This is a genomic window from Streptomyces griseus subsp. griseus, from assembly GCF_000720255.1.
GTDB lineage: Bacteria > Actinomycetota > Actinomycetes > Streptomycetales > Streptomycetaceae > Streptomyces > Streptomyces griseus_I.
Window position 1 is genome coordinate 114,849 of the sequence record NZ_JOJE01000014.1, and the last position, 20,027, is coordinate 134,875.

The window sequence follows — 20,027 nt, forward strand, 5'->3', positions numbered from 1 at the left end:
GCCCGGGCGAGGAGCGTGATGTCAGACGGTCACGACCCGCACGCCCGCCTCCTCGAACGCCCGCACCGTCTCCGTCCCGGCCGCCGAGTCCGTGACCAGCGTGTCCACCGACTCCGTCGCGCAGATCCGGGCGAACGCCCGCCGGCCCAGCTTGCTGGAGTCCGCGGCGACGACGACCCGCTCGGCGCGCTCGCACAGCAGCCGGTTGATCGCGGCCTCCTCCTCGTCGTGCGCGGCGGCGCCGTGCGTGACGTCGAGGGAGACCACCCCGAGCACCGCCACGTCGAGTGTGATCTGCCCCAGCACACCGTCCGCGAGTGGCCCGACCAGCTCGTACGACTGCGCCCGCGCCACCCCGCCGGTCACCACGATCTTGAACTGGGGCCGCACGGCCAGCTCGTTGGCGATGTTGAGCGCGTTGGTGACGACCGTCAGCGCGGGCGAACCGGAGGTCAGATCACCGCGCACGGCCAGGGCCCGCGCCACCTCGGTCGTGGTCGTCCCGCCGGTCAGCCCGACCGCCTCGCCGGGCGCGATCAGATCCGCCACCGCCTTGGCGATGCGCTGCTTCTCGGAGGCGCGGCGGGCCGTCTTGTACCGCAGCGGCAGCTCGTACGACACCCCGTGCACGACCGCGCCACCCCGTGTGCGCACCAGCATCTGCTGCTCGGCGAGCTGGTCGAAGTCACGCCGGATCGTCGCGGCCGATACCGACAGCTCGGCCGCCGCCTCCTCGACGTCCAGCCGGCCGCGCTCGACGAGCACCTCCAGCAGCGCCTTCCACCGGGCGTCGCGCGACATCCGCACCCTCCGTTCACCGACCTCCCGGCGACCCTAGCGCACACTTTCCCTCTTCGAATGCTTGATCGTGCTCGAAAGTGCGTTGTATCTTGCAGGAAAAATCAAGCGGGAGGGTGTCGGCATGAGCCATGTCGAGGACGAGCTGAACAGCCAGCCCGAGTGCTGGGCGCGCGCCGCCACACAGGCGAAGGAGTGCGGCGGCCTGCTGCCGGTGCCGGGGGAGCGTGTCGCGGTGGTCGGCTGCGGCACCTCGTACTTCATGGCGCAGGCCGTGGCCGCGCTGCGCGAGGGGGCGGGCCAAGGGGAGACGGACGCCTTCGCCGCCTCGGAGTTCCCCCACGGCCGGACCTACGACCGGGTCGTCGCCCTCACCCGCTCCGGCACCACCACCGAGGTCATCGACCTGCTGGAGCGCCTGAAGGGCCGCAGCCGCACGACCGCCCTCACCGCCGACCCGCACACCCCCGTGATGACGGCCGCCGACGACGTGGTCGTCCTCGACTACGCGGACGAACGCTCCGTCGTCCAGACCAGGTTCGCCACCACGGCGCTCACCCTGCTCCGCGCCCGCCTGGGGCTGCACTCCGAAGCCGTCGTCGCCGACGCCCGCACCGCACTGGACGCGGAACTGCCCCAAGGGCTGGTGGAGTGCGCCCAGTTCACCTTCCTCGGACGCGGCTGGACCGTGGGCCTCGCCCACGAGGCCGCGCTGAAGACCCGCGAGGCGTCGCAGTCCTGGGCCGAGTCCTACCCGGCGATGGAGTACCGGCACGGCCCCATCAGTGTCACCACCACCAAAACGGCCACCTGGATGTTCGGCACGGCGCCGGAAGGGCTGGCCCGACAGGTCGGCGAGACGGGCGCGTTGTGGATCGAGGGCGGCCTCGACCCGCTCGCCGAACTGGTCCGCGCCCAGCGGCTCGCCGTGGCCGTCGCCGAGTCCCGCGGTCTGGACCCCGACCGGCCGCGCCACCTCACCCGCTCGGTGATCCTCACCCCCTCACCGGCTCGCTGATCCTCGCCCCCCTGACCCCGAGGAAGGACCGGCCGTGCCCCTCACCACCACCGGCGAGCTCGTCACCGGCGCCGCCGCGGCCCGCTCCGCCGTCGCCGCCTTCAATGTCGTCACCCTGGAACACGTCGAGGCCGTCATCACCGGAGCCGAGTCCGTGGCATCGCCCGTCGTGCTCCAAGTCAGCGAGAACGCGGTGAAGTTCCACCACGGACGCCTGCTGCCCCTTGCCCGCGCCGCCGTGGCCGCCGCCGAACAGGCCGGTGTCCCCGTCGCGTTGCACCTGGACCACGTACAGAGCGACGCCCTGCTGCACCAGGCCGCGGACGCCGGCTTCGGCTCCGTGATGTACGACGCCTCCCGTCTGCCGTACGCCGAGAACCTCGCCGCGACCCAGGCCGCCGCCGACTGGGCACACGGTCAAAATCTTTGGATCGAGGCGGAGTTGGGAGAAGTCGGCGGGAAGGACGGCCGGCCGCCGCCCGACCCGCACGCCCCCGGGGCCCGTACCGACCCGGCGGCCGCCCGGGCCTTTGTCGCGGACTCGGGGGTCGACGCCCTCGCCGTGGCCGTCGGCAGCGTGCACGCCATGACGACCCGCACCGCCACCCTGGACCACGCCCTCCTCGAGCGTCTCTCCGCCGCGCTCGACGTCCCCCTCGTCCTGCATGGCTCCTCGGGCCTGCCGGACGCCGAGCTGTCCGCAGCCGTCGCCGGCGGCATCACCAAGGTCAACATCGGCACCGCCCTCAACCTCGCCCTCACCGGCGCGGTGCGGGAGTTCCTGCACACGCATCCCGAGGCGGTCGATCCGCGCAAGTACCTCACAGCGGGGCGGGAGGAGATGGCACGCACGGTGGCGGGACTCATCCGGGCGCTGCGCTGAACACCGGAACGCGGCTGTCCGACCCGACCCCGCCGCGGGGCTCCGCTCACCCCCGTTTGACGGCCTTGACCACCACGAACTTGGGGTCGCTCGCCACCAGATGGCTGTTGCCGAAGAGCTTGCGGAGCTTGACGTGGTAGCCGAGGTGCCGGTTGCCCACCACCCACAGCTCGCCGCCCGGCCGTAGCGCCCGCCGCGCCCCGGTGAACATCCGCCACGCCGTCGCGTCCGTCGTCGCCTGATGGGAATGGAACGGGGGGTTGTTGAGCACCACGTCCACGCTCCCGGACGGCACCCCGTCGAGCCCGTCCCCGACCCGGAACTCGGCGTGCCCGGCAGCCCCGTTCGCCTTGTACGTCGCCTCCGCCGACGCCACGGCCTGGAACGACTCGTCGGTGAACAGCACCTCGGCCTCGGGGTTGGCGAGCGCCACCGCCGTCCCCACGATGCCGTTGCCGCACCCCAGGTCCACCACCCGGCGCGGCCCGCGCGTCCCGGGCAGGTGCCGCAGGAAGAACCGGGTGCCGATGTCGAGGCGGTCGGCGCAGAACACGCCCGCGTGGTTGACGACGGTCCGCCCGGAGACGAGGCCGGCATCGCCCGGCAGTGCGTAGCTGTACGGCCAGGGGTTGGCGGTCCGCGTCAGCGCGGGGTCCGGCGTGCAGAAGATCAACCGGGCCTTCTTCTCGGCGAGCGAGGTGCGGGTGGGGCCGAGGACGCGCTCGAACAGCGTCAGCGTCGAGGTGTGGATCTCCTTCACCATGCCGGTGCCGACGACGACCGTGCCCGCGTGCACCGAGGGCGCCAGCCGCAGCAACTGGTCCTCGAGCAGCGCCAGACTCTTCGGCACCCGTACCAGAAGGACGTCCACCCGCCCGGGCGGCGGGTCCTGGGTGGTGAGCAGCCGTACGGCACCGGCTTCGACGCCGTTGCGTACGAGGTTCGCCCGGGTCGCCTCCCGCGTGAGGAAGGAGTCGGTGATCTGCGTCGGGCGGTGCGCCGCGAGCGCCGTGACCAGCGCGCCCCAGCGGTCCCCGACGGCCACCACCGTGCCGTGCAGCGGGACCTCCCGCTCCGCGAGATGCCTGAGGAGGTAGTCGTCGGAGGCGTCCCAGGCGCGCAGCCTGTCGCGCGGGTCCTCGGGGAAGCGGGTCAGCGCGACCTCGCCCCACGGCGTCGTCATACGGTCGTCCATCGTGCGTCAAGGCTAACCGAGCAGCAGCTCAGGGCCTGGTGGGCCGGTGAGGGAGGATGGGGCCATGGACACCTTCGACCCCGAGCTGTTCCCCAGGCAGCGGGAGGAGGTCGCTCCGGGCGCGGTGCACGTACCGGACTGGCTGGACGCCGGGCGCCAGCGGGAGCTGCTGGCGGCCTGCCGTGCGTGGGCCCGCCCCCCGGCCGGCCTGCGCACGGTCCGCACACCCGGCGGCGGCACCATGACCGCCCGCCAGGTCTGCCTGGGCTGGCACTGGTACCCGTACGCCTACGCCCGTACGGTCGTCGACGGTGACCAAGCGCCGGTGAAACCCTTCCCGTACTGGCTCGGCGAGCTGGGCCGCCGCGCGGTCACCGACGCGCTCGGACCGGGGTCGGCCACGGCGGCGTACGACATCGCGCTGATGAACTTCTATGACGGCGACGCGCGCATGGGCATGCACCGCGACAGCGAAGAGCAGTCCGAAGCCCCGGTGGTCTCACTGAGCCTCGGCGACACGTGCGTCTTCCGCTTCGGCAACACCCGGACCCGGTCCCGGCCCTACACGGACGTCGAGCTGCGCAGCGGTGACCTGTTCGTGTTCGGCGGTCCGTCGCGGCTCGCGTACCACGGGGTGCCACGGGTGCTCCCCGGCACCGCGCCGGTTTGGCTGGGCCTGACCGGACGCCTCAACATCACGCTGCGGGTGAGCGGCTTCCCCGACGCCCGCTGAGGAACGGATCAGACGCCATCCCAGGAACGGATCATGGGAGACTCCCCCTCATGAGCGGCAAGGCGGACCCCCGGTCGACGGGGGAAGGGACCACCTCGAGGACGCGGTTGGACCGGGGGCGCGGTGTGCTCGGGCCCGCGCTGGCCCTCGTCCACACCGGTCGGGCGCCCACCCGTGCCGTGCTCACCGCGGAGCTCGGGGTGACCCGGGCGACGGCGGGCGCGGTCGCCGCGGAGCTGGAGGCGCTCGGGCTGATCCGGGTCGACGCGCGGCCCGGTGCCGCCGCCGGATCCCAGGGCCGGCCCTCGCACCGGCTCTCCCTCGCCGAGGACGGTCCCGTCGCGCTGGCCGCCCAGGTGCACGCCGATGGATTCCGGGCCGCGCTGGTCGGGCTCGGCGGCCGGATCGTCGCGACGGCGCCCGGCTGCGAGACCGTCGACGCGGACCCGGCGAAGGTGCTCGGTTCCGTCGTCGACGCGGGCGCCGAACTGCTGCGGGAGACAGGGCGCCGTTGCGTGGGCGCCGGGCTGGCCGTGCCCTCCGCCGTCGCCGAACCGGAGGGCCTGGCGCTCAACCCCCTGCATCTGGCCTGGCCGGCCGGGGCAGCGGTGCGGGACACCTTCGCCGAGCGGGTCCGCGCGGCGGGCATCACCGGCCCCGCCTTCGCTGCGAACGACGTCAACCTCGCCGCGCTCGCCGAACACCGCCACGGTGCCGGACGTGGGGCCCGGGACCTGCTGTGCGTGGCCACCGGACACCGCGGGGTCGGCGGTGCGCTGGTGCTCGACGGGCGTCTGCACACCGGCAGTTCGGGTCTCGCCCTCGAAGTCGGTCACCTCACCGTCAACCCCGAGGGCCGCCCCTGCCACTGCGGCAGCCGTGGCTGCCTCGACGTCGAGGCCGACCCGCTCGCCCTGCTGACGACGGCGGGACGGGCGCCGGGACCCGAGGTGTCCCTGCTCCAGCAGGGCATGGACCTGCTCCGCCACGAGTACGACGACCCCGCCGTCCGCACCGCCGCCGAGACGCTGATCGACCGACTGGGCCTGGGCCTCGCGGGCCTGGTGAACATCCTCAACCCCGACCGCATCATCCTCGGCGGCCTGCACCGTACCCTCCTTGACACCGACCCCGAGCGCCTGCGCGCGGTCGTCGCCGACCGCAGCCTGTGGGGTCAGAGCGGCGGCGTCCCCATCCTCGCCTGCACCCTCGACCACAACAGCCTCGTGGGTGCGGCGGAACTGGCCTGGCAGCCAGTACTGGACGATCCGCTCACCGCCCTGACCGGGAGCTGAGAACCGCTTTCTACAGCGCCGCCCCGCCGTCGATCACCAAGTCGGCGCCCACGACGGAGGCGGCCGCGTCCGACGCCAGATACAGCACGGCCTCCGCCACCTCCTCCGTCGACGAGACCCTGCCCAGCGGCGACTGCTCCTTCATCCGGGCGGCGCGGTCCGCCGCCGACTCGCCCGGACGCAACGACATCGCGGTGTCGGACGGGCCGGGGCTGACGGCGTTGATCCGGACACCGTCCGCGATGTGGTCGAGCGCCACCCCGTGGGTGAGTGAGCTGACGGCGGCCTTGGTCGCGGCGTAGGCGGCGGTGCCGCGCGCCTGCCGGTGGGGGCCCAGGTTGGACGAGACGTTGACGATGGCGCCGCCGCCCGGCTGCGTGCGCATCTGCCGCACCTGGGCCCGCAGGGCGAGGAAGACGCCGGTGACGTTGGTGTCGACCAGGTCCCGCCACTCCTCGTCCGTGAGCTCCGCGAAGGCCCGGCCGCCGCGGAAGACGCCCGCGTTGTTGACCGCCACGTCCAGGGAGCCGAACTCGTCGACGATCGCCCTGACGAGCGCGTCCACGTCGGCGGCGCGTGCCACGTCGGCCACCCGGGCCACGGCGGTGCCGCCGGCCTCCTCGACGAGAGCCACGGTCTCCTCCAGCGACTCCCGGGACCGCCCCGCGACGACGACTCGGGCCCCCTCCGCGGCCAACGCGAGGGCGATGGCCCGTCCGATCCCGGAGCCGCCGCCGGTGACGAGGGCGGAGCGGCCGGGGAAGCGGTGCAGTAACATAGGTTCCCTTCCAGAACGGTCAGTTCAATATTTCCAGGGCCTGCTCAGCCGCGTCCCGCACGCGCGCGGGATCCGACGACGCCTTGCCGACCACACGGAGCCCCTGCATCAGCACCAGCAGCATGCGTGCCAGGGCACGGGGATCCCGCTCGCCCGGCAACTCGCCCTGTGCCTGCGCCCGTACGAGCGACGAGTGCAGGAGCGTCTCCACGTGTTCCCAGGTCAGCTCCACCCGGCGGGCCGCCGCCGGGTCGTGCGGGGCCAGCTCGGCCGCCGTGTTGGTGACGAAGCAGCCGTTGGCGCGGTCCTCCTCGTCCGCCGCCTCCGCGGCGAACCGCCGCACCAGCGCGCGTACGGCGGGCAGTGCGGGTCCCGGCTGGGACAGGTCCCGTACGAGTTGCGGGCTCTGCTGTTCCCCGTAGCGGTCCAGCGCCTTGAGGTACAGGTCGTGCTTGTTGCCGTAGGTGGCGTAGATGCTGGCGCGCCCGATGCCCAGGTGTGCCACGAGGTCCGCCATCGACGTCGCTTCGTAGCCCTGTCGCCAGAACAGCTCCAGCGCCGACTGCAACACGGCGTCGGGGTCGAACTCCTTGTTCCTGGCCATGCCGAGACGCTAGATCAATCGAGAATGATCGGTCAAGTAAAGGAGCTTCTACTGCCGCGCAGGCCCAGGAACGCCCCGATCCCCTGCCCAACGGACACCGGGCACGGCTCGACGGACTGGTTCGCGCCGGTTCGGGGCAGGCGAGCGAGACGCACGCACGGATCAGGAGGAGCCCCATGTCGAAGCCGCCCCTGCCCCCCGAGGCCGAGGCTCTGCTGCGCCGCCCCAACCCCGGCGTCATGGCCACCCTGCGCTCGGACGGCACGCCCGTCTCCACGCCCACCTGGTACGTGTGGGCGGACGGCCGCGCGCTGATCAGCCTGGACGAGGGCCGGGTGCGCCTGAGGCACCTGCGCCGCGATCCGCGCGTGACCCTCACGGTCCTCGACGCGGACGACTGGTACACGCACGTCACCCTCATCGGCCGGGTCGTCGACATGTACGAGGACGAGGGCCTGGTCGACATCGACCGCATCGCCACGCACTACACCCGCAAGCCGTACCCCGAGCGGTCCCGCGCCCGGGTCAGCGTCTGGGTCGAGGTGGATCGCTGGCACGGTTGGGGCGAGTTGAAGGACAGCGACCAGTCCGGGTGACCGGTACCGTCGCCGCCCCCGTCACGCCCCGACCGCGCGCCGGGGCCTGGCCACCAGCTCGCCGCCGCAGTTGGGGCAGACACCCCGCAAGGCCGCGCCGCACGGCACGCAGAAGGTGCACTCGTAGGAGCAGATGAGGGCCGCCGCGTCGTGCGGCAGGGCCGCCGTCGTACAGCTCTCGCACGTGTCGCGCATGTCCAGTGCCATCGTTCCCCAGCCCTTGCTCCCCGGCCCGACGCCACCCATCCTGCGCGTGCCCGGAGAGGGCGACAGCGCTCCCGCGGGACAGGGAACGACACGATCGGGCCACCCCGGCCCGCGTCAGCCCCACTCCACGGCGAACGCCCGGCCGGGGTTCTCCGTCAGGATGCGCGCCACCAGTTCCTCACCCACGGCGAGCGCCAGCCGGGGCGCGACCCGGCGCAGCAGGTACGGCATTCCCGGACCGCCGTTGACGGAGCGGCCCGCGTCGGTCGTGGTGTCGCCGCCGAGCAACAGTCGGTCGCCGAAACCGGCCTCGGCCAGGGCCCGTACGGCGTCCGGCATCCGCCAGTCGGTGGCGTGGTGGGCGCGGGACGGCCCGTCGAAGGCGAGGTAGCAGCCCGCTTCGGCGGCCTGCCGATGCCCGGCGAAGTCGGGGGAGCGGTTGAGGTGTCCGAGGATCACCCGGTGCGGTGGCACGGCCAACTCCCCGCACAGCAGGTCGAGTACGTCGAGGGCGCCGGTGCCGTGCTCCAGATGGACGCTGACGGGCGCCCCCGTCGCACGGTGGGCCTCGGCCGCCGCGGTCATCGTCCAGCGGGCGTGCGCGTCGAGGGCGTGGAAGCCGCCCGCGACCTTGATCAGCCCCGCGCGGACCCCCGACGTGCCGATTCCCTCGGTCAGTTCGGCGACGAAGACCTCGGCGAGCCTCCCGCGCAGTTCATCGATCACCGCGTCGGCGTACTGGGCGCGCTGGTGCAGCCCGGTCGCTGCCACCACGTGGACCCCGCTCTCCCGGGACAGCGCCGGCAGATCGGCGGCGCGCCGCCCCATCCCGTACGGGGTCCACTGCACCACGCTGCCCCCGCCCCGCGCGCGGAACGCGGCCAGTTCGGCCCGCGCCGCGGACACCTTGTGCAGCTCCTGCCCGGGCAGCGCGGGACTGCTCAGGAACAGGTGGTCATGGGCGTCACACACCCCCAGTCGCTCGGGAGGCACGTCCCCGAGCACCGTACGGACCGCGTTCACCACTGCCGCCCCCGCGGCAGCCGGTCGAGGCCCGGCGCCGACAGGTGCAGGACGTGGAAGACCTCACCGTCGGTCTTCGGGCTGTCGTGCTCCCAGAGCGAGAAGTGGACGAGCTCCCACCGGTCACTGTCCACGGCCGCCGCCGCGAGCACGGCACCGTCCTCCCGCGCCACCCGCCTGGCCTCGTCCACCGCGTCCGCCATGACCTCCGACAGCGTCACCCCGTCCGGTACCCGCTCCCGTCGCCGTACCGCGAACCGCGCGGGCGAACCCGCGGCCCCGCCCTCCTCGTACGCCAGTCCCGTCCACTGCCGCACCGCCGGGCGCCCGAAGTCGTCGCTGAGCCCCTGGAAGGGGCCTCCCCACAGGAAGGCGTTCATGCCCTCGACGGAGTTCCACAGGTAGAACGGCGCGTACTGGTTGACGGGCGACCCGCGCATCCCTCGCTCACGCATCAGATACGCCTTGAGCGCCAGCCCCTCCCAGTCGTCGAGCAGGTGCCCGACGCGAGCCACGCGCGCGCGGATGACCCCCATGTCGTAATCGGCGGGGAGTGTGAGCTCGTACTGCATGGCGTGCAACGGATGCCTCCTCGGCTGCGATGTGGGTCGTCACGGGGCGGACGGGGCGATCGGCCCGGCCGGGGCGACCGGCGTCGTCGGGGTGAGCAGGCTGAGCAGTCCGCGGATGCCGGTCTCGAAGAGGGCCGGCGAACCGGCCGCGCGAGCCAGGACGTAACCGCCCTGAATGGTGGCGAGGATCGTCGCGGCGATCTCCTCGCCGTCGAGCTCCGGGGCGAACTCGCCCTGCTCCTTGCCCTCCTCCACGAGCCCGGCGAGCCGCTCGCGGATCCAGTCGAGCGTCTCGTCGACGGGAGCGCGCAGCTCGTCGCTGGCGACGACGTCCGGATCCATCGTCAGCCGCCCGACGGGGCAGCCGCGCAACACGTCCCGCTCGCGCAGGAGATAGGCCCGGACCCGCTCGGCCGGAGTCCCCGGCCCGTCGAGCAGCCGACCCACCCGGGTCCGCATCTCCTCGGCCGTGCGCGTGATCGCGGCCAGGGCGAGGTCGGGCTTGCCCTTGAAGTGGTGGTACATGCTGCCCTGGCCCGCACCCGCGCGCTCCAGGATCGCCTTGGGGCTGGTGCCCACGTAACCGCGCTCCCAGAGCAGCTCACGAGTGGACTCGATCAGTCGGTCCGAAGTGCTCATGCGAGCACTGTACATACTAGTAGTTACAGAAGTCGAGGTACTCCCTGGGAGTACGCGCGCTGTCGCCGGACGTACGACGACCCGGACCCCTCTGCCGAGCCAGTCTCGAAGCACACCGGAAGACCGAGAACCCCTCTGGGAGATGAACCGACATGCAGACCCTCGCGCACTGGGGCGGCGGCCCCGGCCCCTGGATCCTCTTCCTCCCGCTGATCTGGGCCGCCGTCGTGCTCGGCGCTGTCACCGTCCTGCGCCGCACCGCCTGGCGCGGCCGCCGTGGACCGTGGCGGGACATGGCCGATCGGCGCCCGTCCGGCGACTCACCCCTCGCCGTCCTGGGCCGCCGCTTCGCCTCCGGCGAGATCGACGAGGACGAGTACTGGCGCCGGCTGTCCGTGCTGGACGAGCAGTTCGGCCGGACCAAGGGCGGTGCCCTGTGACCGCCGCCGCCGTGCGGACGCACCCGTGAGAACGCCCGCCGCGGGCTCTCGGTGCCTCCCGTCGCCGGGTCCACGCCGCGCCTCGGGGAGGCGAGCACCCCGGCGACACGGCACAGCTTGCGACAGCGCCTTCACCACCGAGGAGAAAGGGTGGTCACCGCCCGGTCAGCCGGCAACGGCGGACCGGGCGGGAGCATGTGCGGGCCTGCGGCTGTCCGCCGCGAGCTCGACGTCGACCTCCGCGAACCTGCGCGCGGACTTCTCGGAGACCGGCCGGCGCAGCAGCCGCGCGGGCTGGGTCAGCGCGGGCAGGGCCGTCGGGAGCGTGAACCACACGACTTTGCCGGACTCACCGTCCGGCCGCGCGCCCCAGCTCTCGCTGACCGCCGCCACCATGGCGAGGCCCCGGCCGCACGTCGCGAGCGAGTCGGCGTCCTCCACCACGGGGAGGCGGGGGTCGTGGTCGCGCACCGAGACCGTGAGCCGGTCGAGCAGCAGCTCCATCTCCACGGTGCACGTCTTGTCGGGCTGGGCATGCCGGTGGACGTTGCTCAGCAACTCCGTCACACCGAGCGCGGCTCGGTCGATGAGGGCGTCCAAATGCCAGTAGCGCAACTGCGCCGATACGATTCTGCGGACCTGCCCGATCCGCGACGGCAGGGCTTGGAGCTCCACCGTGCAGTGCCTGCTTGGGTTGGTGATCACGGCTGCGACTCCCCGACGTGAGGTCCGGAAGAACACGGAGTTCGGATCGGATCCAGCAGAACGTCTGCGCGGGGCGGCCGCCTGCTGTCGTGGCCGGCGGGCTGGTTCGCAGCGTTATCGCCGGTAAACCCAGAGTGACGTGTGAACAGCGTGACTCAAGGGGTGAGGTACCGCAACTCGCGGTCCGGTCCACTCGCCCCGGCGCCCTACGGGTCAGCCGCCGCGGCCGGCCGCCCTGCGCACGGCCTCGATGAACCGGCGGGCCGCGGGCGGCCCCGGCTCCCCGGGGGCGGGGTCGTGGTCACCCAGGGTCAGCAGGTACCGCTTGCCGTTCAGGTCCGCCAGGGCCCGGTCGTCCGCGGCGAACCACGGCTTGGAGGCGCGCACCGCCTGCACCGGCGCGCTGTCGATCTCACTGCCGTAGCTCGTGAGCAGCTCCAGCCGGCCATCGCTGATGCGGACCTGCCCGGCCCGGGTGAGCGAGCGCAGCCTCTTCCCGATCCGCACGCCCCTGGCCCTGAACTCCGGCTCCGCCATGCCGTTCCGCCCCCTTGTGCCCGCTGTCGCAGTCGCTCCTCGTACGGTGTCCGTCCGCCGAGCAGTCTGCCCGCGTACGGAGTCGAGCACCAGTACGCACGACACGCACAAGGGGGCGCCCGAAGCGCTCGGCGCGTGCGCCCCCACGCACACGTGCCACCGGGGGGCGCACACCTGCCCCCAGGGCTGTCTTTGAGAGCCTCAAAGCAGCGTTTATGCAGGTGGGGTGGGGTGACGGAAGGTGTCTATGATCGAGACACAGGCCGCGCGACCCGCCGCGGGCGCGCAGCGAGAAGGAGCCCGCCGTGAGCACCACCCAGCAGACCCGCACCGGCGCGACCCTCGACGTCGACCACAGCGACTCCGCCTACCGCGGGTGGCTCAAAGAGGCCGTCCGCAAGGTGCAGGCCGACGCCAACCGCTCGGCCGACACCCACCTGCTGCTGTTCCCGCTGCCCGAGCGGTGGGGCATCGACCTGTACCTGAAGGACGAGTCCACCCACCCCACCGGCAGCCTCAAGCACCGCCTCGCCCGCTCCCTCTTCCTCTACGGCCTGTGCAACGGCTGGATCCGGCCGGACCGCCCGGTGATCGAGGCGTCCAGCGGCTCCACGGCCGTCTCCGAGGCGTACTTCGCCAAGCTGATCGGCGTCCCCTTCATCGCCGTCATGCCGCGCACGACGAGCACGGAGAAGGTCCGCCTCATCGAGTTCCACGGCGCCCGGTGCCACTTCGTGGACGACCCGCGCTCGATGTACGAGGAGTCGGCCCGCCTCGCTGCGGAGACCGGCGGCCACTACATGGACCAGTTCACTTACGCCGAACGCGCCACGGACTGGCGCGGCAACAACAACATCGCCGAGTCGATCTTCCGCCAGCTGCGGCTGGAGAGGTTCCCGGAGCCCGCCTGGATCGTCGCCACCGCCGGCACGGGCGGCACCTCCGCGACCCTCGCGCGCTACGTCCACTACATGCAGTACGACACCCGCATCTGCGTCGCCGACCCGGAGAACTCGTGCTTCTTCGAGGGCTGGACCACCGGTGACCCCGGCGTCACGTGCGACTGCGGCTCACGCATCGAGGGCATCGGCAGGCCGCGCATGGAACCCAGCTTCGTGCCGGGCGCCGTCGACCGGATGATGAAGGTGCCCGACGCGGCGAGTGTGGCCGCCGTAAGGGCCCTGGAGCGGGCCATCGGCCGCAAGGCGGGCGGTTCCACCGGCACCGGGCTGTGGAGCGCACTGAAGATCGTCGCCGAGATGGTGGCCGCCGGCCGCCGGGGCAGCGTCGTGACCCTCCTGTGCGACCCGGGCGACCGCTATCTCGACAAGTACTACTCCGACACCTGGCTCACCGAGCAGGGCCTCGACATCGCGCCGTACGCCGAGGCGATCGACTCGCTGCTGGCGACGGGGGTCTGGCCGGAGTGAACGCCCCTCAGGCCGCGAGCCGGCGGTCCAAGGCCGTCATCGCCTCGCGGAACGTGCGGCCGAGTCCGGCGCGGGCGAGCCGGAGGACCAGCCTGAACGGCGCCGGGCCGTCGGCCGTGAACGTCCACCGCACGCGCGTGCCGGTCCCGGCCGGGGTGAGGCGCCACTCCTCGACCAGGGCGCGGGGCCCCGGCGCGTTGGTGACGTCCACGCGATAGACGTACAGCTCGGGCTCCTTGGCCACGAGGACGGTCTCCTCGAAGCGGACACCGCCCCTGAGCCGTATCTCCCGGCCCTCGCAGCCGTCGACCGGCCGGGCGCGCGCCACCGCCGAGAACCACTCGGCCCAGCCCGGCACGTCCTCGGCGAGCGCCGGGTACACCGCCTCGGGGGCGGCCGCGATCTCCTCGGTGAACACCAGTCGCACGGGAGCCGTGTCGACGAAGTCGAGCTCGACCGGGCGCAGACGACGAGCCATGAGTGACGCCCCCTTCATGGAGTGGGCGTCACCTTAGCTGGCACATCGTCAGATGTCTGCGTCCTCTTCGGCCTCGCCGGCGACCATCAGCCGCCGCAGATGATCCGAGACCTCCGAGCGAGCCTTGTCGGGCAGCCCGGCGTCGGTCACCAGCGTGTCGACCTGGTCCAGCGCCGCGAACGAACTCAGGCCCACCACACCCCACTTGGTGTGGTCGGCGACCACGACCACCCGCCGCGCCGAGTGCACCAGACGACGGTTGGTCTCGGCCTCCGCGAGGTTCGGCGTCGACAGGCCGGCCTCCACCGATATGCCGTGCACCCCGAGGAACAGCAGGTCGAAGTGGAGCGCCGCGATCGCCTGGTCGGCGACCGGACCCACCAGCGAGTCGGACGGGGTGCGCACCCCACCGGTCAGCACCACCGTCGCCGCGCCCTGGCGCGGACCCGACGTGCGCTGCGCCGCGTGGAAGACATCGGCGACCCGCACCGAGTTGGTGACCACCGTGAGGTCAGGCACCTCCACCAGCTGATGGGCCAGCGCGAACGTCGTCGTACCGCCCGACAGTGCGATCGCGCTGCCCGGGGACACCAGATCCGCCGCGGCCCGGGCGATGTCCTCCTTGGCCGTCAGCTCCAGGCCGGACTTGGCCTCGAACCCCGGCTCGTGCGTGCTCGCCTCCACGATCGGCACCGCGCCGCCGTGCACCTTCTCCAGAACGCCCTGCCGGGCCAGCGCATCCAGATCACGGCGGACCGTCATGTCCGACACGCCCAGTTTGCGTGTCAGCTCGTTGACGCGGACGCCACCGCGGCGTCGCACCTCGTCCAGGATCAGGGCGCGGCGCTGCTCCGCGAGGAGGTTCTGATTCTCGCTCACGTACGCTCCAGGTCCTTTCGCCGCAATCCGTCCGACAGGCCCGCCCACCTGCTCCGACGAGGTGATTTCGTCAAACCCGGTGTGCGGGCGTCCCATCCTCGCACGGGATGGCGCGCACGGTACCACCGCCCCGTAGCGCTCATGTCACCGAGCGCGCCCCACACGCTACGGTCACACGGATCGGGGAGATTCGGTGACAGGGGGTGTGCATCGCCCCAGGAAGGGACATCCTGGTGCCCGCACAGGCACATATCGACGGCGTGTCACGGGGGAAGTGCGAACAGTGGAACGTGCCTCAGCCACCTCACCGGGCTCAGCGACCTCAACCGGCAGAGCCGCCCTGGAACTCCTGGTCCACGGAGTCGGCGGCACCACACCCGACAAGATGCTCAACGATCCGCGCACCGTGCGGATCACCGGCGACGACACGGCGGCCGTCTTCCGGCGCGCCGACGACGTCGACGCGGACGACGGACCCGACGGGCACCGCACCACGCCCGTGCCCGAGGCGTACGTCTGGTGCAACCTCACCTCCGGAAACGGCACCCGCGCCCTGTGGCTGCTGCTGCTGCCCTTCATGGTGGTCAACCTCGCCCACTGGATGCGCCCCGCCGCCCACGGCCGGGTGCGGGCGGTGCGGCTGTACGGCCTTCTGGTGCGGCTCGCCGGTCTGACCCTGACCGTGCTGCTCGTCGCGGCGGTCTGCGAGGTCGCCCTCGACCTGACGGCCTGGCAGTGCGCGGGCACCCCGGCGTGCGCGGCCCGCCACTCCTGGCTGGGATTCCTCTCGCCCGAGGCCTCGGGCAACGGATGGTGGAGCCGGCCCGGCCGCAGGCTCGCCCTCGCGGCACTGCTGCCCATCGCCCTCACCGCCCTGCTGTGGTACCTGTCCCACCGCACCTGGCGGGCGTACGAGTCCCAGGAACCCATGGACCCCACCGCCGAACCCGAGAAGGAGACCCGCACCGCCCTGAACCGCCCCGGCTTCTGGTACGGACGCCGGCTGGTGGCCCGTCTGCGCGCCGCGCACACCGCCGCCGGCCTGCTGACGGTGACCGCCGCGGTCGGCACCGCGGCCGCCCGCTTCGACCGCGAGCCCGGCGGGCCGGCGGCCCTCGACGTACTCGGCCGGCTGCTGGAGGCGGCGCTCGTCATCGGCGGGATGGTCGTGCTGTGGGTGGTCTGCCGCCGAGGCCGCAGCGAGAAACACCTCGACCGGGAACCCGACACGCGCCTCGCACGCCTCCTGCCGCTCGGCGCCCTCGTCCTGCTGGCCCTCACCCTCCTCTACGCCGGCTGGGGGCGCCCGGGCTGGACCTCCACCGGACGGCTGCAGGGCGACATGACCTTCGGGGCCATCGCCCTGGGCCAGGGCGTGCTGGTCATCACCCTCGCCGTGGTCGCCCACGTCCTGCATCGCGCCCTGCCCGACCCGCGCGCCGCGATGCGCGGCCTGGCCGGTCCCGCCGTCGCCATGCTGGCCTGCGCCCTCGGCGGAGTGATGTCGGGAGGGGTGTCCCAGCGCGTCTCCGACTGGCTGGACGGCACCCACGCCACCATCGAAGGCCCCTCGGTACTGCTCACCTGGCAGGCGTCGGTGATCCCGGTGCTGCTCCTTGTCCTGCTCGTGCTCTGCGCCCGTCTCGGGCGCGGTGCCCTGCGGCTGGCCAGGACCGAGCGCGAGGCGGTGCGGCGCGACTACCGGGTCGAGACCGACGACGCGGCCCACATCGGCCGTATCGCACGAGCCCGCGCGATGGCCACGCTCACCGACAAGGGCCCCCTCGTCCTGGCTGTGACCTCCACCGCGACCCTGCTGCTCGGCGCCGGAGCACTCGTCGGCGCCCTCAGGACCGAGGAGACGCCGGTCGGGGCGGCCACGCACGCGTACGCCTTCGTCCAGGGCGCCGCGCACACCGCCCAGGCCCTCGGCTCCTGGCTCATAGGGTTCGGCTTCATCCTCTTCGTCACCTGGGGCCGACGCGCCTACAAGGACCCCTCGGCGCGGCGCACCATCGGCATCCTCTGGGACGTCGGCACCTTCTGGCCCCGCGCCGCCCACCCCTTCGCACCGCCCTGCTACGCCGAGCGTGCGGTCCCCGACCTGACCTGGCGGATGGCCACCTGGACGCAGACCACCGGCGGACGTCTGGTGATCTCCGGGCACTCCCAGGGCAGCGTCCTCGCGGCCGCCGCGGCCTGGCAATTACCGCCGTCCGTCCGCAAACGCGTCGCCCTCCTCACCTACGGCTCCCCGATCGAGCGCCTCTACGGCCGCTGGTTCCCGGCCCACTTCGGCCCCGAGGCGCTGGCCGCCCTGCACCGCGACGTCGACTGCTGGCGCAACCTGTACCGCCTCACCGACCCCATCGGCGGCCCCGTACGCCTGCCCGGCGACTGCGGCCCCGCGGTCGACCGAGCCCCACTCAAGGACCCGACGGCCTACGGCCGCAGCCCCGAACAGCCGTTGCCCGCACCGCTCCTCGGCCACTCCGACTACCAGGCCGACCCGGCCTTCGCCGAGGAACGCGAACTACTGCTGGGCCGACTGCGGCCCGACGTGCCGGTACAACGCCTGGAACCCTGCCACCAGGAGTTCGAACAGACGGTGTAGCCGCACGACATCACCCCGACGGTGGCCGGACCCTCATGGCAGCTCCGGCAGATCCTCCGCGTACAGCAGCGTGAGGTCGTCCGTAGTGGGCTCCTCCAGCTGGGCGACGCGGCTCGCGTGGCGTTCCACCATCGCCTCGAACGTCTGGCGGGCCGTGCGGCCGTTGCCGAAGGCAGGCCCCTTCGGGAGCGCCGTGAAGTACTTCAGCAGGGCCTCGGGCGCGCCCTCCGCCAGCCGGTACTCGTGCTCCTCGGCCTGCTGCTCCACGATCCGCAGCAGCTCCTCGGCGCCGTAGTCGGTGAAGGTGATGGTCCGGGAGAAGCGGGACGCCACACCCGGGTTGACGGAGAGGAAGCGCTCCATCTCGGCCGTGTAACCAGCCACGATCACCACCACGGCGTCCCGGTGGTCCTCCATCAGCTTCACCAGCGTGTCGATGGCCTCCTTGCCGAAGTCCCGGCCCGAGTCCTCCGGGGACAGCGCGTACGCCTCGTCGATGAACAGGACGCCCCCGCGCGCCCTGTCGAAGGCCTCCTGGGTGCGGATCGCGGTGGAGCCGATGTGCTCGCCGACCAGGTCGACGCGGGACACCTCGACGAGATGGCCCTTCTCCAGCACACCGAGCGAGGCGAGGATCTCGCCGTACAGCCGCGCGACCGTCGTCTTGCCGGTGCCCGGGGAGCCCGTGAACACCAGATGGCGCTTGACCGAGGCCGCCTTGAGCCCCGCCTGCTGACGGCGCCGGCCCACCTCGATCATGTCCGTGAGCGCCCGCACCTCACGCTTGACGCTGTCCAGGCCCACCAGAGCGTCGAGTTCACCCATCACGGCCTTCGAGGTCCGCGCCGGCGGCTCGGACGGGGCGATCACCGGCGGCTGCGGAGCGTCCACGCGCTGCTCGGGGATGGCACCGAGCAGACCGGGGGAGTGGCTCACCGTCTGTATGGCCGTCTCCGGTGCCGTCGGCTGCCTCGGCGCCGCGCTCTCGTCGCTCGTGCAGTCCTCGACCACGGGACCCGCGTCGGGCCCCCCGTCCGCACCGCCGTCCGCGAACTCGTACCCACCGCGCGCACACCGCTCCGTGCGGCACCTGCGCAGCGTCGTACGGCAGCCGTCGATCACATGGAAGCCGTAGCCCCCGCTGCCCGTCACCCGGCAGTTCAGGAAGGAGCCGCGGCCCCCGGCCGAGACGTAGAAACCGGCCTCCGCGGGGGAGTCGACCGTGCAGCGCTCGACGGTGGGGTCGGCACCCTTGGTGACGATCACGCCGGTCTGGGTGCCGTCCAGCGTGCAGTTGTTGAGCGTGCCGCCGCTGCCGTGGTCGCGGAACCAGGCACCCGTCGCCGCGTCCCGGATCCGGCAGTCGTCGAGCTGCGCGGTCGCGCCGTCGCTCACCGACACCGCCGTGTTGCGCACCTGGGAGAGGTCGCTGTCGACGACGTCCGCGCGGGAGCCCCGGTCGAGGACGAACAACGCGTCCGGCACGTCGTGCACCCGGCAGGAGTCCAGGACTGCCGTGGCACCGTCGCTCACCCACACGGCCGGGTAGTCGCCGGTGCTGTCGAAGATCTCGCACTGGTTCGCGTCCACGCGGGTGCCCGGGTCCCACACCGACAGGCCGTTGCGCCCGAACTGACGCACCGTCGTGCGCGTCAGCGTGAGCACGGAGCGCGAACGCAGGTCGACCGCGTTCTCCGGGATGTCGTGAATGCGGCAGTCGGCCAGGGTGAGCACGGCGTCGGTGTCGAGGGTGACCCCGTCGGCGGTCGTCCGGTGCACATCGCAGTCGGTGAGGTGCGCGGTGGCCCGGCCGGTGATCTGGACACCGCTGCCCCGCACCTCGTAGACCTCGCAGCCGACCGCTTCCAGGGCGGAGTTCTCACCGGTCGCGGTCAGCCCGGAGCCGGAGGCGTGGTGCACCCGGCAGCGTTCCAGACGGGGGCGGGCGCCGCCGCGTACGGCGACACCCGCCTGGGCGGCCGCGACGACCTCGCACTCCTCGAACACCCCGCCCCCGCCGTCGACCACGGCGATACCGATGCCCGCCGGGTTGTCGACGGTGCAGCGCCGAACGGTCGGCCGCGCGTTCGCGCGCACCTCGATCCCGGCCGACGAGCGTGTGACGATCCGCAGGTCCGTCAGCTCCGGAGTGCCGTCCTCGACGAGCAGGGCGGGCGCCGCCGCGTCCTGCCCCTCCACATGCAGGTCCTGCACCACCGCGGAGGCTCGCACCGTCAACGGCACCCCGTCCACGGGCGCGATGCGCACGGAGCCCGGGGAGCCCTCGGGACCGCGCAGCGTCACCGACCGCTGGACGACGAGGTTCTCCCGGTAGGTACCGGGGGCGATGGTGAGCACATCACCCTCCGCCGCGGCCTCCAGGGCGGCGGCGAGCGATGCGTACTCACCCGTGCGGCGGCGCCACCTCGATGTGCCGGTGTGCGTCACCTGGACCGTGCCCTGTGCCATGGCGTTGCTGTGCCCCCGCCTCGTCGTACCTGTGGCTCGTTCGCCCTCGGGGCGCTTCGGCCGGTCTCCCAACCGCGATCACGCTCGGCCCCTCGGGCCCAGCGCGCTCGCACTCGCGAAAACCGGCGCGTCCC

The 20,027-nt window shown here is 72.7% G+C and carries 21 protein-coding genes; 8 read left to right on the top strand and 13 right to left on the bottom strand.

Features of this window, described 5'->3' with window-relative positions:
• Positions 1–21 precede the first annotated feature (21 nt).
• On the bottom strand, positions 22–801 hold the full coding sequence (locus tag IG99_RS20750) for a DeoR/GlpR family DNA-binding transcription regulator (RefSeq protein ID WP_037676126.1): 780 nt from the start codon (positions 799–801) through the stop codon (positions 22–24).
• A gap of 121 nt (positions 802–922) precedes the next feature.
• Here IG99_RS20750 and IG99_RS20755 point away from each other — a divergent pair, with 121 nt between their 5' ends.
• The gene (locus IG99_RS20755) at positions 923–1,816 is read left to right on the top strand and encodes an SIS domain-containing protein (RefSeq protein WP_037676128.1); all 894 of its coding nucleotides are present in this window, start codon (positions 923–925) and stop codon (positions 1,814–1,816) included.
• Positions 1,817–1,850: 34 nt separating this feature from the next.
• Positions 1,851–2,699 carry a class II fructose-bisphosphate aldolase gene (locus tag IG99_RS20760; RefSeq protein ID WP_037676131.1) on the top strand — a complete coding sequence of 283 codons (849 nt, stop codon included), beginning with the start codon at positions 1,851–1,853 and terminating at the stop codon, positions 2,697–2,699.
• A gap of 46 nt (positions 2,700–2,745) precedes the next feature.
• Here the strand turns inward: IG99_RS20760 and IG99_RS20765 are convergent, their stop codons facing one another.
• Positions 2,746–3,882, bottom strand: a complete 1,137-nt coding sequence (locus tag IG99_RS20765; protein ID WP_037676218.1) for a methyltransferase — start codon at positions 3,880–3,882, stop codon at positions 2,746–2,748.
• Positions 3,883–3,958: 76 nt separating this feature from the next.
• Between IG99_RS20765 and IG99_RS20770 the strand changes: the two genes are divergently transcribed.
• Positions 3,959–4,627, top strand: coding sequence for an alpha-ketoglutarate-dependent dioxygenase AlkB family protein (locus tag IG99_RS20770; RefSeq protein ID WP_037676132.1), 669 nt, complete (start codon positions 3,959–3,961; stop codon positions 4,625–4,627).
• Positions 4,628–4,677: 50 nt separating this feature from the next.
• Positions 4,678–5,922, top strand: a complete 1,245-nt coding sequence (locus IG99_RS20775; RefSeq protein ID WP_037676134.1) for an ROK family protein — start codon at positions 4,678–4,680, stop codon at positions 5,920–5,922.
• 10 nt (positions 5,923–5,932) lie between these two features.
• Here IG99_RS20775 and IG99_RS20780 read toward each other — a convergent pair whose 3' ends face one another.
• Together IG99_RS20780 and IG99_RS20785 are read right to left on the bottom strand one after the other, a co-directional pair.
• Positions 5,933–6,700, bottom strand: a complete 768-nt coding sequence (locus tag IG99_RS20780) for an SDR family NAD(P)-dependent oxidoreductase (RefSeq protein ID WP_037676136.1) — start codon at positions 6,698–6,700, stop codon at positions 5,933–5,935.
• Positions 6,701–6,719: 19 nt separating this feature from the next.
• Positions 6,720–7,304 (bottom strand): TetR/AcrR family transcriptional regulator, encoded by a 585-nt coding sequence (locus IG99_RS20785; RefSeq protein ID WP_037676137.1) that lies wholly within the window; start codon positions 7,302–7,304, stop codon positions 6,720–6,722.
• A 176-nt stretch (positions 7,305–7,480) separates the two neighbouring features.
• On the opposite strand from IG99_RS20785, the gene IG99_RS20790 reads away from it, so the two are divergent.
• Positions 7,481–7,900: a PPOX class F420-dependent oxidoreductase gene (locus tag IG99_RS20790; protein WP_037676138.1), complete on the top strand. Its 420-nt coding sequence runs from the start codon at positions 7,481–7,483 to the stop codon at positions 7,898–7,900.
• Between the two features lie 21 nt (positions 7,901–7,921).
• On the opposite strand, the gene IG99_RS20795 is transcribed toward IG99_RS20790, so the two are convergent.
• The 4 genes from IG99_RS20795 to IG99_RS20810 form a co-directional block, all read right to left on the bottom strand.
• Entirely contained in the window at positions 7,922–8,107 is a 186-nt protein-coding gene (locus IG99_RS20795) for a DUF1272 domain-containing protein (protein ID WP_107055978.1), read from the bottom strand.
• A 114-nt stretch (positions 8,108–8,221) separates the two neighbouring features.
• On the bottom strand, positions 8,222–9,130 hold the full coding sequence (locus IG99_RS20800; protein ID WP_037676220.1) for a phosphotriesterase family protein: 909 nt from the start codon (positions 9,128–9,130) through the stop codon (positions 8,222–8,224).
• Positions 9,127–9,711 carry a DUF4865 family protein gene (locus IG99_RS20805; protein WP_037676141.1) on the bottom strand — a complete coding sequence of 195 codons (585 nt, stop codon included), beginning with the start codon at positions 9,709–9,711 and terminating at the stop codon, positions 9,127–9,129. Before IG99_RS20805 ends, IG99_RS20800 begins: the two co-directional genes overlap by 4 nt.
• Before the next feature lie 30 nt (positions 9,712–9,741).
• Positions 9,742–10,356, bottom strand: a complete 615-nt coding sequence (locus tag IG99_RS20810; protein ID WP_037676142.1) for a TetR/AcrR family transcriptional regulator — start codon at positions 10,354–10,356, stop codon at positions 9,742–9,744.
• A gap of 137 nt (positions 10,357–10,493) precedes the next feature.
• On the opposite strand from IG99_RS20810, the gene IG99_RS20815 reads away from it, so the two are divergent.
• The gene (locus tag IG99_RS20815; protein ID WP_037676144.1) at positions 10,494–10,781 is read left to right on the top strand and encodes an SHOCT domain-containing protein; all 288 of its coding nucleotides are present in this window, start codon (positions 10,494–10,496) and stop codon (positions 10,779–10,781) included.
• 165 nt (positions 10,782–10,946) lie between these two features.
• Here IG99_RS20815 and IG99_RS20820 read toward each other — a convergent pair whose 3' ends face one another.
• Entirely contained in the window at positions 10,947–11,486 is a 540-nt protein-coding gene (locus tag IG99_RS20820) for an ATP-binding protein (RefSeq protein WP_199815567.1), read from the bottom strand.
• A gap of 213 nt (positions 11,487–11,699) precedes the next feature.
• Positions 11,700–12,023 carry a hypothetical protein gene (locus IG99_RS20825; protein ID WP_037676145.1) on the bottom strand — a complete coding sequence of 108 codons (324 nt, stop codon included), beginning with the start codon at positions 12,021–12,023 and terminating at the stop codon, positions 11,700–11,702.
• Between the two features lie 305 nt (positions 12,024–12,328).
• Here IG99_RS20825 and cds1 point away from each other — a divergent pair, with 305 nt between their 5' ends.
• Positions 12,329–13,453, top strand: a complete 1,125-nt coding sequence (gene cds1, locus IG99_RS20830; RefSeq protein WP_037676147.1) for an L-cysteine desulfhydrase Cds1 — start codon at positions 12,329–12,331, stop codon at positions 13,451–13,453.
• Between the two features lie 7 nt (positions 13,454–13,460).
• On the opposite strand, the gene IG99_RS20835 is transcribed toward cds1, so the two are convergent.
• Positions 13,461–13,931, bottom strand: coding sequence for an SRPBCC family protein (locus tag IG99_RS20835; protein WP_037676150.1), 471 nt, complete (start codon positions 13,929–13,931; stop codon positions 13,461–13,463).
• A gap of 48 nt (positions 13,932–13,979) precedes the next feature.
• On the bottom strand, positions 13,980–14,810 hold the full coding sequence (locus tag IG99_RS20840) for a DeoR/GlpR family DNA-binding transcription regulator (RefSeq protein ID WP_037676152.1): 831 nt from the start codon (positions 14,808–14,810) through the stop codon (positions 13,980–13,982).
• A gap of 283 nt (positions 14,811–15,093) precedes the next feature.
• Here IG99_RS20840 and IG99_RS20845 point away from each other — a divergent pair, with 283 nt between their 5' ends.
• Positions 15,094–17,424: a hypothetical protein gene (locus tag IG99_RS20845; RefSeq protein ID WP_051865681.1), complete on the top strand. Its 2,331-nt coding sequence runs from the start codon at positions 15,094–15,096 to the stop codon at positions 17,422–17,424.
• Positions 17,425–17,457: 33 nt separating this feature from the next.
• Here IG99_RS20845 and IG99_RS20850 read toward each other — a convergent pair whose 3' ends face one another.
• A complete protein-coding gene (locus IG99_RS20850; protein WP_037676155.1) occupies positions 17,458–19,893 on the bottom strand; it encodes a right-handed parallel beta-helix repeat-containing protein in 2,436 nt (811 codons plus the stop codon).
• Positions 19,894–20,027: the final 134 nt, after the last annotated feature.